This is a genomic window from Chitinophagales bacterium, from assembly GCA_017303415.1.
Taxonomy (GTDB): domain Bacteria; phylum Bacteroidota; class Bacteroidia; order Chitinophagales; family Chitinophagaceae; genus SpSt-398.
The window spans coordinates 2,475,126-2,490,951 of record JAFLBJ010000001.1; the positions used below are offsets into that span (position 1 = coordinate 2,475,126).

Annotated in this window: 16 protein-coding genes; 3 read left to right on the forward strand and 13 right to left on the reverse strand. The window is 46.7% G+C overall.

What is annotated here, in order from left to right:
- Nucleotides 1-22 precede the first annotated feature (22 nt).
- From J0M30_10680 to J0M30_10710, 7 genes are read right to left on the reverse strand one after another with little or no spacing between them, the layout of a single operon-like run.
- Entirely contained in the window at nt 23-988 is a 966-nt protein-coding gene (locus J0M30_10680; GenBank protein MBN8667957.1) for a polyprenyl synthetase family protein, read from the reverse strand.
- A 16-nt stretch (nt 989-1,004) separates the two neighbouring features.
- A complete protein-coding gene (gene rnr / locus J0M30_10685; protein ID MBN8667958.1) occupies nt 1,005-3,008 on the reverse strand; it encodes a ribonuclease R in 2,004 nt (667 codons plus the stop codon).
- A 9-nt stretch (nt 3,009-3,017) separates the two neighbouring features.
- Complete coding sequence (gene lpxK, locus J0M30_10690) at nt 3,018-4,094, reverse strand: tetraacyldisaccharide 4'-kinase (protein ID MBN8667959.1); 1,077 nt, start codon at nt 4,092-4,094, stop codon at nt 3,018-3,020.
- Complete coding sequence (locus J0M30_10695) at nt 4,084-4,653, reverse strand: 5-formyltetrahydrofolate cyclo-ligase (GenBank protein ID MBN8667960.1); 570 nt, start codon at nt 4,651-4,653, stop codon at nt 4,084-4,086. The genes lpxK and J0M30_10695 overlap by 11 nt, the downstream gene beginning before the upstream one ends.
- On the reverse strand, nt 4,650-5,297 hold the full coding sequence (bioD, locus tag J0M30_10700; GenBank protein MBN8667961.1) for a dethiobiotin synthase: 648 nt from the start codon (nt 5,295-5,297) through the stop codon (nt 4,650-4,652). Before bioD ends, J0M30_10695 begins: the two co-directional genes overlap by 4 nt.
- Before the next feature lie 41 nt (nt 5,298-5,338).
- Nucleotides 5,339-5,884, reverse strand: a complete 546-nt coding sequence (locus J0M30_10705) for an RsmD family RNA methyltransferase (GenBank protein ID MBN8667962.1) — start codon at nt 5,882-5,884, stop codon at nt 5,339-5,341.
- On the reverse strand, nt 5,860-6,804 hold the full coding sequence (locus tag J0M30_10710) for a DUF3822 family protein (GenBank protein MBN8667963.1): 945 nt from the start codon (nt 6,802-6,804) through the stop codon (nt 5,860-5,862). Before J0M30_10710 ends, J0M30_10705 begins: the two co-directional genes overlap by 25 nt.
- On the opposite strand from J0M30_10710, the gene J0M30_10715 reads away from it, so the two are divergent.
- The 3 genes from J0M30_10715 to J0M30_10725 are packed head-to-tail and all read left to right on the forward strand — an operon-like array spanning nt 6,786 to nt 9,939.
- The gene (locus J0M30_10715; protein MBN8667964.1) at nt 6,786-8,141 is read left to right on the forward strand and encodes an MATE family efflux transporter; all 1,356 of its coding nucleotides are present in this window, start codon (nt 6,786-6,788) and stop codon (nt 8,139-8,141) included. The two genes, J0M30_10710 and J0M30_10715, sit on opposite strands and share 19 nt — an antisense overlap.
- 9 nt (nt 8,142-8,150) lie before the next feature.
- Nucleotides 8,151-9,230 carry a histidine kinase gene (locus tag J0M30_10720; protein ID MBN8667965.1) on the forward strand — a complete coding sequence of 360 codons (1,080 nt, stop codon included), beginning with the start codon at nt 8,151-8,153 and terminating at the stop codon, nt 9,228-9,230.
- A gap of 7 nt (nt 9,231-9,237) precedes the next feature.
- The gene (locus J0M30_10725) at nt 9,238-9,939 is read left to right on the forward strand and encodes a response regulator transcription factor (GenBank protein ID MBN8667966.1); all 702 of its coding nucleotides are present in this window, start codon (nt 9,238-9,240) and stop codon (nt 9,937-9,939) included.
- 208 nt (nt 9,940-10,147) lie between these two features.
- Here J0M30_10725 and J0M30_10730 read toward each other — a convergent pair whose 3' ends face one another.
- The 6 genes from J0M30_10730 to J0M30_10755 all read right to left on the reverse strand — a co-directional run bounded on the left by J0M30_10730 (nt 10,148) and on the right by J0M30_10755 (nt 15,731).
- Nucleotides 10,148-10,903, reverse strand: a complete 756-nt coding sequence (locus J0M30_10730) for a tetratricopeptide repeat protein (protein ID MBN8667967.1) — start codon at nt 10,901-10,903, stop codon at nt 10,148-10,150.
- A gap of 2 nt (nt 10,904-10,905) precedes the next feature.
- Nucleotides 10,906-11,271 (reverse strand): dihydroneopterin aldolase, encoded by a 366-nt coding sequence (gene folB, locus J0M30_10735; GenBank protein ID MBN8667968.1) that lies wholly within the window; start codon nt 11,269-11,271, stop codon nt 10,906-10,908.
- 90 nt (nt 11,272-11,361) lie between these two features.
- Nucleotides 11,362-12,306 (reverse strand): thioredoxin-disulfide reductase, encoded by a 945-nt coding sequence (gene trxB, locus J0M30_10740; GenBank protein ID MBN8667969.1) that lies wholly within the window; start codon nt 12,304-12,306, stop codon nt 11,362-11,364.
- 85 nt (nt 12,307-12,391) lie between these two features.
- Nucleotides 12,392-13,276 (reverse strand): DUF4249 domain-containing protein, encoded by an 885-nt coding sequence (locus J0M30_10745; GenBank protein ID MBN8667970.1) that lies wholly within the window; start codon nt 13,274-13,276, stop codon nt 12,392-12,394.
- Between the two features lie 142 nt (nt 13,277-13,418).
- Complete coding sequence (locus J0M30_10750; protein ID MBN8667971.1) at nt 13,419-14,276, reverse strand: RNA polymerase sigma factor RpoD/SigA; 858 nt, start codon at nt 14,274-14,276, stop codon at nt 13,419-13,421.
- A 150-nt stretch (nt 14,277-14,426) separates the two neighbouring features.
- Nucleotides 14,427-15,731, reverse strand: coding sequence for a prolipoprotein diacylglyceryl transferase (locus J0M30_10755; GenBank protein ID MBN8667972.1), 1,305 nt, complete (start codon nt 15,729-15,731; stop codon nt 14,427-14,429).
- Between the last annotated feature and the right edge of the window lie 95 nt (nt 15,732-15,826).

Genomic DNA, 15,826 nt, shown 5'->3' on the forward strand with positions numbered 1-15,826 from the left:
ATTTGCCAACCCGAAAATCAGATTAATGCTCCCTTTCAATCAGGAACCTTGCCAGCTCTTTCAATGGTTCTTTGCGTACGGAGAGTACGGCTGTGTCTTCGAGGTGTTGCATGGCTTCGGCATAATACTTTTCCCAAAGGGAAATAGCCCACTGATCGACCCCTACCTCACTAAAGAGTCGCAGGGTACGTTCCACTTTATCATCTGCATCCCCCGCCAATAGGGCATCCAATTCCCTGCGCTGGGCCTGATTGGCCTTTTCCATGGCATGGATCAGGAGAAAGGTCTTTTTGTTCTTTTTGATGTCCCCTCCTACCTGCTTGCCAAATTTGGCCGGATCTCCATAGGCATCCAGATAGTCGTCCCGCACCTGAAAGGCAATACCCAATTTACGGCCAAACTCGTACAGCAATTGCTGGTTTCGTTCACTGGCACCACCCAGCAGGGCTCCCATCTGCAGGCTGGCCGCCAGGAGTACGGAGGTTTTCAACTCGATCATCCGGATATATTCCTCGAGGCTCACCTGGGTCCTTTTTTCAAAATCCATATCCAGCTGCTGCCCTTCGCAAACTTCCCGGGCAGTCCGGTTGAACAGATGGAGTAAGCGATGGAGATACTCCTTACCTACTTTGTTCAGGTGATCATAGGCCACTACCAGCATAACATCTCCGGCAAGAATGGCCGTGGACTGATCATATTTCTCATGAAGCGTGGGCTGGCCTCTGCGCAATGGCGACTGGTCCATGATATCATCATGGATCAGGGTAAAATTGTGAAACAACTCGATCGCCGTGGCGAGTTCCCAGGTACCAGGCTGGATATCATCAAAAAGTTCATTTCCCATTAAGCAGGCCACAGGGCGCACCCGTTTACCACCCAGTTGTAAAAAATACTCATTGGGATCATATAAGGATGCCGGCTGCTCGGGGAAATGCCGGACATTGAAATAAGCCACAAACTGACCGGCGAGCGATTCAAATGATTGCATAATGACGAATCAAAATTTATTTTTTCTTCTTCTTTCCTTCTTTTAATCCACTGGCCACTACCCATTCATAATCCAGTTGTCTTTTCTCCAGGCTGGCCGCTACCACTTTGATCGAAACCTTATCACCCATCCGGAACTGCCTGCCGGAACGCAATCCGGTCAAACAATAATCGGATTCCACATGGCGGAAATCATCATAATCGGACAGGCTGGAAATACTAACAAGCCCCTCACATTTATGATCTACGGTCTCTACCCAGAACCCAAAGGCGGCTACACCGCTAATGATACCTTCAAATTCTTCACCCAGGAAATTCTGCATGTACTCGACCTGCTTATACTTATTGGCCGAACGTTCGGCTTCCATTGCTGCCCGCTCTCGCTCACTGGAATGTTTACATTTTTCCTCCATCTTTTTATCCGGCTGGATGGCAGAAGTCAGGATGGATTGCATGACCCGATGTACCAAAATATCCGGATAGCGACGGATGGGTGAGGTAAAATGGCAATAGTGTTCAAATCCCAATCCGTAATGACCTACGTTCTCGATGGTGTATTTGGCCTTGGCCATGGTACGTATACCCAATTGCTCCAACACATGCTGCTCGGGCTTTCCATGCACATCTTTCAGCAATTGATTGAACGAGGCGGCGATCGCATGCGGTGATGACATGTCAAATGAATGCCCAAATTTTTTGGCAAAGGCCACAAAGGGCAACAATTTTTCTTCGTCGGGTGTATCGTGTACCCGGTAAGGAAGAGGAATTGGCTTATTATTATGTTTGATCTTCGAAACATTCTCGGCCACGGTACGGTTGGCGAGCAGCATGAATTCTTCAATCAGCTGATGGGATTCCTTACTTTCCTTGATCATGATCCCGATCGGCTTTCCTTTTTCATCCAGTTTGAACCGCACCTCCTGGGAAGAAAAGGCAATGGCCCCATGCCTGAATCTCTTCTTTCGCAGGGATTTGGCGATCGAATTCAATATGAGTATTTCGTCCCGGTACAATCCATCCTCTGTTTCAATGATCTCCTGAACTTCCTCATAGGTAAACCGATGGTCTGAATGGATAATGGTCTTCCCGATCCAATATTGCTTGATCTCTCCTTTCGGTGTCATTTGAAAAATAACAGAGAAGGTGAGTTTGTCTTCATGCGGACGTAATGAGCAGAGAACATTGGATATATGCTCGGGCAACATAGGGTTAACCCGGTCGGGGAGATAGACCGAGGTAGCTTTCCCATAGGCCGCTTTATCCAATACAGAACCTTCTTCCACATAGTGAGATACATCTGCAATATGTACCCCGATCTCGTAATTCCCATTTTTTAATATCCGAAAGGAAATGGCATCATCAAAGTCTTTTGCATCGACCGGATCGATCGTAATCGTGAGTATATCACGGATGTCTTTTCTTTTTGCAATTTCTGCAGGGGTTATCACTTCATTTATTCTTCCGGCTTCTTCCATCACTTCGTCCTCAAACCCGATCGGGAAACCGGCATCCAGCAGAATGTCCTTCATCGCAATGTCGTTATCATCTTCATCATCCAGAATGGTCACCACTTCCCCCATTGGTCTTTTGCCCCCTTTTTCCCAGGTATTGATCCTGGCCACCACCCGATCGCGGTCTTTAGCGCCATTGAGAGATTGGAGCGGAATGAAAATATCCGGCATGCGTTTATCGGTATCAGGCACAAAAAAGGCGAAGTTGGCACTCATTTGCAGGCGCCCGATAAATTCAGTTTGGCGTCGGTGGATAACCTGGGTTATCACCCCTTGTGAACGTTTGCGGTCGCGACCTTCTTTTACCTCCACCCTTACGGTATCTCCATGTAAGGCCGTGTTGAAGTCACCGGGTCTGACCAATATATCTTCCGGCAGTCCATCCACGATCACAAATCCCATTCCCGACCGGCTGATATCCAACTTACCAACGACGGTCTTCTCCTTGTGGACCTTATGTTTCCTGGAGGGTTTCTCTTTCGCTTTCTTTTTTGAATTTTTCCTTCCCATCACACCGGTTTAAACTGGTTTGCGAAAATTTTTAATGAAATTAAGCACAATCTCCTGGAATTCGTCCTGCTCCTCAAACAAAAAGTGGTGCTCAAGTGGGATAACATAAAGGGGAATATCCTTCAACTCGTCGCCAAATTTGGTGAGCCGGACAGCATCTTTTTCGGTGGTCAGCATGATTTTCTTGGTGGCCCTGATCTGTGCGAATTTTTTTTGAATTTCTTTCCAATCAGAAACGGTGAAGATATGGTGATCGGGATAGTGCATCATCGAATAGGAAGCGGTATGGAGTTCAAGCAGGTGCTTAAGGGGGGCCGGATTCGCGATACCCGTGATCAGCAGTATTTCTTCGGGTACGGATAACCGTGTAACATTTTCCGGGTTGGAAATGTGATAAGGATGAGCATACCGGTTGGCCGCAAAGAATATCCTTTGGTGTGGCAGGGGATTGATCTCGCGGATGATCGCTTCCTTTTCGGTTACGTCGATCTTGGGATTGCATTTTGTTACCACGATCACTTCGGCCCTTTTATAGCCCGAGCGCAGATCACGTAAATCACCGGTAGGCAGATAAAAATCACGGGTGAATAGATTATTGTAATCGGTTAGTAAGATATTTAAACCGGCCTTGACGGATCGGTGTTGAAAAGCGTCATCCAGGATGATGCAATTGGTTTCAGGATGGTCATGCAGCAGTTGCGGAATGGCTTCCAGTCGTTTCTCCCCTACGGCTACGGGCACGCCCGGAAATTTCTGATAGAATTGACGGGGTTCATCTCCTATATCCAGGGCCGTATGTTCCGGTGCAGCCAGCACATATCCTTCAGTTCTGCGCTTATAGCCCCGGCTAAGGATGGCCGGTTTGTGTTGGTCCTTTAAAAACCGCACCAGGAATTCCACCATAGGTGATTTGCCCGTGCCACCCACAGACAGGTTGCCAATACAGATGATGGGCAACCCGAAACTGGTGGATTTTAATATTTCCTTCTCAAAGAGCCAGTTTCTTAACCCGATCACAGCCCAATAAATTAGGGCAAACGGTAATAAAAAGACCCGAAATGATTTCAGAAATACATTAGAAAACATAGGTCTTATTGGGTGTTACGCACAGGTTGAGCGGGATATCAAACGAGTCGGTATCCTCCAGGCTATCGACCGGGTCGAAATAGGAAAATCCGATCTTGACACAATCTGGTCGGCAATTTGATAAGAAACGGTCATAGAATCCTTTTCCATACCCGGCCCTGAAACCTTGTTTATCAAAAACAAGCAGAGGTACAAAAACCATGTCCAGCCGGGCAGGGTCGATCCGCTCACCTTCACGCGGCTCAGGAATATTGTAATCGTTGCGCATGAAACTGGCCCCTTCAGCGGTCAGGATCGCGTGCATTTCTGATGTACCCGGTATGGTTCGGGGATAGCATATCTGGAGTTTGGGGTTCATGAACTCAATATAGTCTGTAAACAGATGAGTATTGGGTTCATTGTACTCCTCAATGGGCCAGTAGGACAAGAGGCAGTTTATAAAAGGAAGACTGGCACGCTGGAACTCAATAAGGAGCAGGTCGTCAAAACGGCTCTTATCCTTTCGGGATAATTCGAGTCTTTGCTGGCGGAATAATTTCCTGGCTTCAGATTTGATCATTGTTTCAGTTTTGTCATTAATTCCTCTTTCCAAGCGTTGGCTATTTGTTGTATCGTTTCAGCGTTATTGTTTTTGAGTGGAGGGATTGATCCCAGCGATGGGATTCCTGTCCACTCAACTATCTCGGATTCATAATCCATGAACCGGTCGTTGAAAATCCATCCAGCCACTGGCAAACCTTTTTCACGGCAAACCTGTGCAGTGAGCAGGGAATGGTTTATGCTTCCGAGGTAATTGCGGCTGACCAGTATGACCCGGCAACCCAATTCCCTGATCAGATCAGTCACAAATTGCTTCTCATTCAGGGGCACCATCAACCCTCCCGCCCCTTCGATAACCAGAGGTTTTGGTGTATTCATCCGGGTATGGTAAGCCTCACGGATCTTATCCAGAGAAATTTGAATACCCTCTTTTCGTGCGGAAATATGGGGGGAGGCCGGAATACCCAGTTTATAGATTTCGGGGTGTACCCTATCCGGACCGTTGGTCAATACCGACTTTACCCATTCGGTATCCGTTCCCTCTTCAAATCCTGCCTGGATCGGTTTCCAATAATCGGCACCGATGGCCTCTGCCACCAGGGCGGCCGCCACCGTTTTACCGATGCCGGTACCGGTTCCGGTTATGAAAAAATGGGGATTCAGGGCAAGCTGTTTTTCGGTGCCCAAAGATACGAAGCAAATGCCTAATCCCTGTCCTCGATAAATATCGAAAAAAGGGTTGTTCCATAGTTTCGCTCAGCCTTGAACCAGGGGTGCTCCTTATAGCTGTTTCTGGGTGTATGTTCCAGAATGAACCAGCCTTTGGGTTGCAGTAATTTCTTTTCAAAAACCCTGTCGGGCAACAGGTCTATTTCACCAAGGGCATAGGGAGGACCGGCAAAAATCAGATCAAACCGTTCCGCACATTGATCCATGTACTTGAATACATCCATTCTAACCACTTTCAGGTTCGGTAACTTCAGTTCTGCCGCGGTTTTCTGAATGAAGGCAAACATTTTGGGATCTTTTTCCACCACGGTCAACGAGGAAGCACCCCGGCTGGCCAACTCATAGCTGATACATCCGGTACCACCAAACAGATCGAGGGTACGAATGCCTTCCAGGTCAATATTGTTTTGGAGAATGTTGAAAAGACCTTCGCGGGCTATATCCGTAGTGGGACGCGTATGAGGCATATTGGCGGGTGGCTGAATCCGCCTTCCTCCTAATGTTCCGGATATGATACGCATGCCGCCAATTTTGAAAGGGATAGAAAATAATGGGCCGGATGATCCTCAAATGCATTCGCCAGTCGCAATGGTTCCAGTTTTCCCGGGAATGTGATCTGCGCAAAATACAAACGCATTTCGTGAAACAGGGAGGATCCCTCATCTACAAATCCACTTACTTCAACAGGCAGTGTATCACGCGACAGACCAAAGGATTCAGCCAGTTGAACAAGCCGATAGAGGACATCTGCCGGAGAAGCATAGGGGAAAATAGATAACAGCTCAGGTTGTCCGTCGCGAAATAAGGAAACTGCAAAATCTCCCGGACGTATATCCACATTCAGAAATGAGCCGGAATCAGGCACTCCATTTTTTAAGAAAACAGCAAACTGATGCCAGTATTGGTGTCTTAAATATTGGCGTGTAACAGCGATATTAAGCGATTTGGGCAGTCCATAAACGGCTTGAAGGGAATGAGAAGGCAAATGATCGGAACGAAGGATCTGGCCTGGGATATCCGCTCCGGCAGATTGAAGAAACAGCCCTTCTTCCTGAAACTGGTAGAGGGTGGAAGGAACCAGAACACAAGACGGGAACCGATAGGAAATGGCTACCTGGCTAAATGGGCCTTCATACTCGGGAAAGGCCTTCAATAATCCGGGAAGCAGGGAACCCTCTTGATTATCGCCTGTAACATACGTGTACCGATACATGGTTCTCGATCGGGTTTCGATCAAACCAAGTCCAATCCCCTCCGGGCTGAACTCAGCCAGCAGTACCGAACCCGGGGCTTCATACCCCTCCATACTTCCTATATCAAATGTCAATTTCAAGCCGTTTCGTTGAATCGCGACAAAGATAGAGGCTTCCACCTTAATATTTGTTTCTCCGCCAAGTCCTTTTTCGTAGCTTGCGCCATCCAATGAGTGCAGCACCTCCATCCCTGCAAGTAGAGATCAGTTATCGGCAGATCATTCGCATTGCTTTGCCGATCAGCCTGGCCATGCTGGTACCCCAATTGAACTTTATCACCAATAATATTTTCTTAGGTCATCATAGCCCCACTTCGCTGGCCCTGGCCGCTATTACCGGTGTTTATTATCTCATTTTTGCCGCTATCGGTTATGGACTGAACAATGGACTTCAGGCATTGATCGCCAGAAGAGCCGGAGAGAACCGTCCTGAAGAAATCGGCCGTATTTTTCACCAGGGCATATTGGTGGCCATGGGCATAGCCGCAATCGGGATCTTGCTTACCTGGTTCATTACTCCGGTGGTGCTCAGGTCGGTTATTCGTGACCAGTCAACCGTAGCAGATTACACCCACTTTTTACGCATCCGGATCTGGGGTCTCCCCTTTTTGTATATCTATCAATTGCGCAATGCCTTATTGGTGGGGACCAATCAAAGTAAATACCTGATCATTGGCACGTTGGCAGAGACAGTGACCAATATCCTGCTGGACTATCTCCTGATATTTGGTAAATGGGGATTCCCTGAACTGGGTTTCAATGGAGCGGCAGTAGCATCGGTGATCGCCGAATTCACCGGTATGTTTGTGATCTACCTGGTGATCCGAAAGAAAGGAATCAGTCAACGCTTCGGGTTGTTTAAAAAATTTGGTATGGATACGGTCCGCCTGAAACAGGTCCTTTCCATGTCGGCACCCCTTATTTTTCAACACGCCATCAGCATCATGAGCTGGTGGTTCTTCTACCTCCTGATAGAAAGAAATACCAATCAGATGGATCTGGGTATTTCAAATACCATGCGTAACCTCTTTGGGTTGTTCGGAGTTGTGTCCTGGGCCTTTGCCGCTACCAGTAACGCCATGGTGAGTAATATCATTGGGCAGGGTAAAAAAGATCAGGTAATCTCATTGATCAACCGGATCATTCACCTTAGTTCAGGCTTTGCCTTATTTGTATTCGTATTGCTCAATCTTTTTCCGATTACCTTCATCAGTATGTTTGGCCAGGATACCCGCTTTGCCGCGGAATCGATCCCTGTCATCCGGGTAGTTTCAACAGCCATGCTCCTTATGTCCATCGGTACGGTATGGCTAAATGCAGTTACGGCTACCGGAAATTCAAGGATCACCTTTTTGATCGAATTCGTGGCTATCGTTCTTTATTGCACCTATGTTTACCTGGTGATGGAAGTCTACCAGCTTTCACTCAGCATTGGCTGGATGAGTGAATGGTTGTATTGGACCAGCTTGTTCACCCTGTCTTTCTTTTACATCCGAAGTGGCAAGTGGAAATCAAAAAAGCTGTAATTTGATGGCATGACGGGCCCTTCCAAAATATCCATTGCCCTGCATACGGCATTGCTTTTACTTTTCCTGGGTTTACCATTGGTTTTCCTTTCGGGTTTAGGTTTTCCAACCGACTGGGGTACTTTTTTTAGCCAAAAACATTATTGGATCTTTATTGGAATATTCCTTTTCATATTCTACTTCCATACTTATTTCCTTGTTCCCCGATTACTTTTTAGGCAACATTATTTACTGTATGGGGTTCTCCTTGTCGTCATGCTCATCGGGATTATTTTATATAAACCCTTTGATCAGTTGTTACAACCTGTTATGCCTCCCATGTTTCAGGCAGAGCCTACCGGTGAAGGTTTTCCTGAATTACCGGCAAGAATAAAAGGAATGCCCAAGCCCCAGGAAAACAAATTTGATATTTTTAGTGTCTTTCTGTTTTTCGTTATTATCCTCGTGGGTGTGGCCCTGATGCAGATCGAACGGATCAAACAGGCCAGACTTGATGCCGAAAAATCAGAATCTGAAAGGATAAGGGCTGAACTCTCCTCACTTAAGGCACAGATCCATCCTCATTTTCTTTTTAATACGTTGAATAATATCTACAGCCTGGCGGTTTCCCAAAGTGCTCATACACCGGATGCCATCATGCGTTTATCCAACATCATGCGGTATCATACCGATGAGGTACAACAGGAATTTGTTGAACTTGAGCAGGAACTTCGTTGCATCCGTGATTACATCAGTTTACAGGAGCTTCGGCTGGGGAGCAAAACCACCCTCGTATTTGAAGTGGAAGGGGATACGGGTTCACTTAAGATCGCCCCACTACTCCTGCTGCCCTTTATTGAAAATGTTTTCAAATACGGGATCAGTTCTCATGAACCATCCAGCCTGAATATAAAGATTAGGATACAAGGCAGTCAGTTGGACCTTATTACTGAAAACCGTAAGTTTCAATCTTCAACGCAACCAGAGCGTGAAGGTATAGGGATCAGGAATACTGCCGAACGACTCAGACATTTATATCCGGACCGACATCAATTGAATTTTCTGGAAACGAATACCCACTACTCCCTTTATTTAACCATTCAATTATAAGAACCTTTTGACAACACTCTCTTGCATAACAATCGATGATGAACCGCTGGGACTTAGCCTCCTCAAGCAATATATTGGCAAGATCCCTTCGCTGAAATTGATCGGTCAGTTTGATGATGCGGTGGCAGGAGCTGAATTTTTGAAGAAGAATGAAGTAGACCTTTTGTTTATTGACATCAATATGCCCGATATCACAGGCATTGATCTGGTCAGGGCCCTGGAACGGAAACCAATGACCATTTTTGTCACAGCCTTTCGCAAATTTGCATTTGAAGGATTTGAACTGGATGCTATTGACTACCTGTTAAAACCGGTGGATTTTGAACGGTTTGAAAAAGCCGTGCGAAAAGCCATCGAGTTTCGTGCCCTACGTAAAGCGCCACAGGAAGGCGCCCAGGATGCACTGTTTGTCCGATCAGAATATAAACTCGTCCGCATCCCCTTTGGAGAGATCCTCTATATAGAAGCCTTGAAAGATTATCTACGGATCCACCGGTTAAATGACAAACCCGTGATGACCCTGATGACGATCAAGGCCCTGGCCGAAAAATTACCGGAGAACAAGTTTATCCGAATCCATCGGAGTTATATCGTCTCCGTCAATCAGATCCATTCCATTTCCAACCGAAAGATCAGGCTTCCTCAACAATTGGAGTTGCCCATTGGAGATAGTTACCTCGAGGCTGTTCAAGCCCTGGTAAAATCATAATTGGATTCCCGATTCTTAACTTGTCGATAAAAAAATCCTCTTTGTCTATTCTTTTTTCTTCTTAACTAAACCTTGTCCCTCTTTCCCCTTCCTACACCTTTAATTGCAGTCAGAAGCAAACAAGAGCACACAGACCTTAGATTTCAGCAGTAGTATTAGATCGGTCCCTGTGTCCACAGGGACCCCTTTTATGCAGATCAGGGAAAAATCATTTACTCCATTTCTCCAGTAGTTTCTTTCCTTCTTCTTTGATCCCTTTGTCATCTTCGGTTTTCTCCGGGATCGAAGGAAGTGCTTTGAGCAGGGCAATGGCCTTATCGTTTTGTTTGTTGCGGTGATAGGCTTTTGCCATTTCGAGATTATTCAAGGCAAAATTGGGTTCCAGTTTCATAGCCTTTTCATAGGCGGCGATAGCATCATTGAGCGATGATTTAGGAAGACCTCCATAGAAAATCTTAAGTGCCGCTTTCTCCACTGCATTGAGATTGCTCACCTCATAATGCCATTTCCCCACTACATGCCAGGCACGTCCATGATTGGGATTTAGCGTAACGGCCTTATCTGCATTGTCTTTTATCGCCTTTACGGCTTTTACTTTTTCATTTCCACTTTCGGTCATAGCAAACCGTCCCATGGCCACGGACAGGGCGTAATACCCATCTGCTTTATTGGGATCTACCTTGATGGCCGTTTCGGCGAAAATCTTTCCCGCCTTATAATAATCCAGTTGTTTTTCTTTGGTCGCCTGGCGACGCCCGATTCGGCTACATAGTTCACTGCATTTCCATAATGCATAGTAGTTCCGGTGATCAAGCTTGAGTACCTGTTTGAATTTCTCATAGGCCTGTGCTTCCTTCAGGGACGCCTCCAATTGATCGGCCTCCTTGATCAGGGTGGCTGCATCCTGTGCCGTACAGATCAGGGAAGAAAGGACTAAGAAAATGATTGCGAGTGGTTTGGCCATACTCAAAAGGTCTCGTGACAGGTTACAGAAACAGTGCCAAAATACCCCTCAATTGGGGGTGTTACCTTGGTCAGCTTTACTTTAATTTCATTTAACTGCTTGTATTTCAGGTTCAGCGCGGAAACGATACGCGCACTGACCGTTTCGAGGAGATCTTCGGGTTGGTCCATAATGGCCTTTACCACCCCATATACCTCTACATAATCAACGGTCTGTTGAATATCCTTTATGAATTTTCCTTGTGGGGCGTTCATCCATAGAAGTATATCCACACTAAATATATTCCCACTTATCTTTTCATTGGGATATAAACCGTGAAAAGCCTCGTACTCAAAGTTCAGTTCAATGGTAAATCGTTGTGTGGACATTGGGTTTGTTTTGATTTAACCGTCAGGACGCCCATTCGCCAGGTGACGCATAGGATATTTTTTATCAGTAAACCTGAAGGGCAAATGTAGTTAAAGTCCTTTGGCGCTCAAATACCGTTCCGCATCCAGGGCCGCCATACAGCCGCTTCCGGCGGCAGTCACCGCTTGCCGATAGATCTTATCCTGTACATCGCCGGCCGCAAATACTCCTTCCACATTTGTTTTGGATGTACCCGGAATTGTTTTAATATATCCCGCTTCATCCATATCGATCCACTCTTTAAAAATATCCGAATTGGGTTGGTGACCGATCGCTACAAAAAACCCGTTCACCGGAACTTCCGTTTTCTCTCCGGTCTTATTGTTTTTGATCCGCACGGCAGATACCGTCTTTTCACCAATAACTTCATCTGTTTCAGAATTCCAGTAGATCTTGATATTTGGCGTATTCTTTACGCGGTCCTGCATCACTTTACTTGCCCGCATTTCATCCCGGCGAACGATCATGTGCACCGTGGTGCAAAGCTTACTCAGGTAAAGGGCCTCTTCGGCGGCGGTATCCCCTGCCCCAACGATGGCAACTTCCTTTCCGCGGAAGAAAAAGCCATCACAAACGGCACAGGCACTTACTCCAAATCCATTCAGCCGTTGTTCGCTTTCCAGACCCAGCCATTTGGCAGATGCTCCGGTAGCGATAATAACGGCATCGGCCTCGATCAGTTTTTCCTCATCGATCCAGACTTTATATGGCATGGAGGAGAAATCCACTTTGGTGGCCAGGCCATACCGGATATCGGCGCCCATACGCGCCGCCTGTTTTTCAAAATCGATCATCATTTCCGGGCCCTGAACCCCATCGGCATAGCCAGGGTAATTCTCCACTTCGGTAGTTATGGTTAACTGCCCTCCGGGTTGTATACCCTGGTAAAGCACCGGTTTCATATTGGCCCTTGCGGCGTAGATGGCGGCTGTATAACCTGCCGGTCCTGAACCGATGATCAGGCAATGTACATGTTCTGTTTGATTATTATCCATGCTATTCATTCATTAAGGTGGACAAAATTAGGTTGATTCCGGCAACAAACCTGTGACGGATGACACGGTGTTAATCCAATGTTGGTTACTGGGGTATGATCAGGCTCCTGAACTGACAAGCATACCCTCCAAAATATCCCAGCGCCCCGTTATCTATATTTCCGAGGATGCGGGTGGGGGTTGAAAAAGGGTTTCCAATGGAGGCATAACTAAATTCCATGGTTCGCCAAAAATCGTAGGTAGCCTTATCAATATTGCAGAGTTTCAGGGTGATGGTATCGCCTCTGCGAAAGAAATTATAACCATCTTCGATCTCTTCATTTCTGTTCACCCCTCTTTCCACTTCAATCTCATAAGACGCTCCATCGATGACCTGGTCATCGAATACAGAGGTGATTCCGGGATAAAAAGGTTCGCTGTTTCTTTTGGTAAAATACCGGATATAATCTCCCAGTCCTGCACGGTCACGGGCCCTGACAACCAGGGATACCTGATCGGGTTCGTTTCCGGCCGGCGCGGGTCGCCAAAAAAGCGAATCTATCTGCCGGGTGGTGGCGGGTATCCGTGTTTGCGAGCGGTATTGACGGCCCTGCCAGGTAATGAGTAAAGTATAATCCTTTTCCAACTCACCAAGAAAGGCTGTTGCCAGGTTATTCGAATCAATGGAGTAATAATACAAAGTATTGCCATTCCCCAGATCAAGGCTGTATTCTTTGAGTGTATGGGTACGTGTGCCATTGGAAACGGCAACAACAGCATCCCGTACAAAACTATTGGAAAGAATAGAAGCATCTATCTGGGAGAAATATCCCAGGCTTTTGGAAAGGACGACCACGGGCGCTCTGTCATTCTCAATTGTTGCATCCACCACCAATTTTCCCGAGGCGTCATCGAGATCAATGGAGACCCCCTTTTCACAGGATAACAGGAAGAGGGTAACAGGAATCCAGAAGAAGAATTTCATTTTCATTTCGAGGGTATATGGTATGGCACCCGCCAATTTGGATATTAAAGATAAATTAAAAAAAAGCAGCTCCGAAAACGGAACTGCTTTAACCCATCAATTTGCTTATCGTTGATCCCACGCCTGAGCGGGGATTGAACGCTGTCTTTTATCCCAGGTATGCTTTGAGCGCGTTGCTGTAGCGGGCTTTTTGGAGCCGCTTTATCGCTCTTTCTTTGATCTGGCGGATACGTTCCTTGGTCAGGTCGTATTTCTGCCCGATCTGTTCGATGGTAACCCCATTTTCGCCATCAAGGCCAAAATAGGCGTTTACGATCTCTGCTTCCCGGGGGCTGAGGGATTTCAGGATCCGGCGAATCTCATTCCGCAGGGAGTCCTTCATTACATCCTCATCCGTATCGTCACTTCCTTCCAGCAGGTCACCCATGGCCACATCTTCAGCCTCGTGCACGGGGGCATCCAGGGAGGTGTGACGGGTATTGCTTTGGAAAATATTGTTGATCTCTGTTTCGCTCATTTCCAGGATATCCGCCAGTTCTTCGGTACTGGGTTCACGCTCGAACTCCTGCTCAAAAGCCATATAGGCTTTATTGGCCTTATTATAGGTACCGATCTTGTTTTGGGGCAAACGCACCAATCTCCCCTGTTCGGCCAAAGCCTGAAGGATTGATTGACGAATCCACCATACGGCATAAGAAATGAACTTAAACCCTTTGGTCTCGTCAAAACGCTGGGCAGCCTTGATCAAACCGAGGTTACCCTCATTGATCAGGTCGCTCAGGGAAAGACCCTGATGTTGATACTGTTTTGCTACCGAAACCACGAAGCGAAGGTTTGCCTGAACCAATTTATCCAGGGCTTTTTGGTCGCCCATTTTGATCCGTTGGGCCAAAGTTGTCTCTTCCTCGGGCGTGATCATAGGGATCTTCGAAATTTCCTGCAAATACTTTTCTACGGCCTGAGAATCCCTGTTCGTGATCTGGGTAGCGATTTTAAGCTGCCTCATACTGATTAATTACTTGATAAACGATTAATTGTACTGGTTTGTTCAAGGAAGATGAAAAGGATAAGTTAATACCGTCGTGGACTGTCTGCAAAAATACACTTCAATTCCCGTTTCTCATAACGGTTGTGGAAAAATCTTTGGTTTACAGCGTCAGTCGGTGGACATCTTTTCCTTTTTGTCCCTGGTTCGCAGATAGAGAAACAGGCCGATTCCCAGTAAAACGAGGCCGGTGGAGATAATTTCCGCCTGTGTGGGCTTAATACCGCCCCAATCCAGCTTGTTGTTCACCCGTATCTTTTCGATGAGAAACCTCTCCAATCCGTTCAGGATCAGGTAAACAGAGAACATTTGACCCGGCATTCTCATCCGTTTCCGGAAGGCCCAGAGACCCCCAAAAAGCAGGAGGCAAACTATCGTTTCATAAAAGGGGGTTGGATAAACGGGTATAGGCAGGTGATTACAGAATTTTTCGTCGGTACAGCCAGCCAGTTGCATCCCCTCTTCGTTTACGTTGTGGGGATAATCATAGGCTATCACCCAATCGGGCAGAAAACCCATCCAATCGGGTTTTACAAAAGATTTATGGGGTACTTCCGAAAGGGAGTCCACATCAAAATGGTTGAGATAATAGGTTGTATGCTCATTCAGGGTGGCTTCAAACTGGCCAGGCATGGCCCGGGTTACCACACCGGTTGAATCGGTGGCATAGGCAGAATTATAGATACCCCAGTCACCGTCACCGGCAACCTGGCAACCGATCCTTCCCACTGCATAGGCCATCATCAGGGCGGGTGCTGCTGCGTCGGCCAGGTGGCGCATACCGATCTGGTGTTTGCGGGCATACCACCAGATGGCCAAGGTGGCACAGATCAGGCCACCATAAAAGGTAAGCCCTGCTGGTGACAACAAATAATCACTGGGATGTTTGAGGAAATCCGACCAGTTTTCAAAAATGTCAAATAGTTTGGCACCCAGCAACCCAAATACCAGGGCAATGATCGTGATCTCCCCTACCCGGTCGTGAGGCCAGATCCGCAATTTTCTTTTTTCCGGCTTGGGAAGTTTCTGCCGATTCTTCTCCCACCATTTCAGGCCGGCAAAAAAGAGTCCAAGTATGATACCCGCCGGCCAGTTGCCAATTGTAGAGAATATGAAAGCCTGCGGATCATCGGTAGCCGATGAACTCATCAGGAATAATCCCAAAATCTTATACCCCAATAAAAAACCCAACAGAAAATTTACCAGGATCTCCGAGGTTGTGGCTGGCTTGCCCACCATCACTTCTACCTCGGTTGGTTGTAATAATTTACTCTTTCGCTTTAATTCGATCGTTAACACCACAGCGGCCAGAATAAATGCCAGGGCTACAAAGAACCCAAAACTGTTCACATACCGAAGGAAAGGAACTTCCATCCCAAACAGATCCCTGAAGACATAATAGAGGTTTGGATACATGGGGGAAAGATAGGGGATTTCGTTAAAAGCTGTTAGCAATTAGCCATTAGCTTTTAGTCCTTTTCTGATAAATAAAAAAATGTGGATAGTAAGTT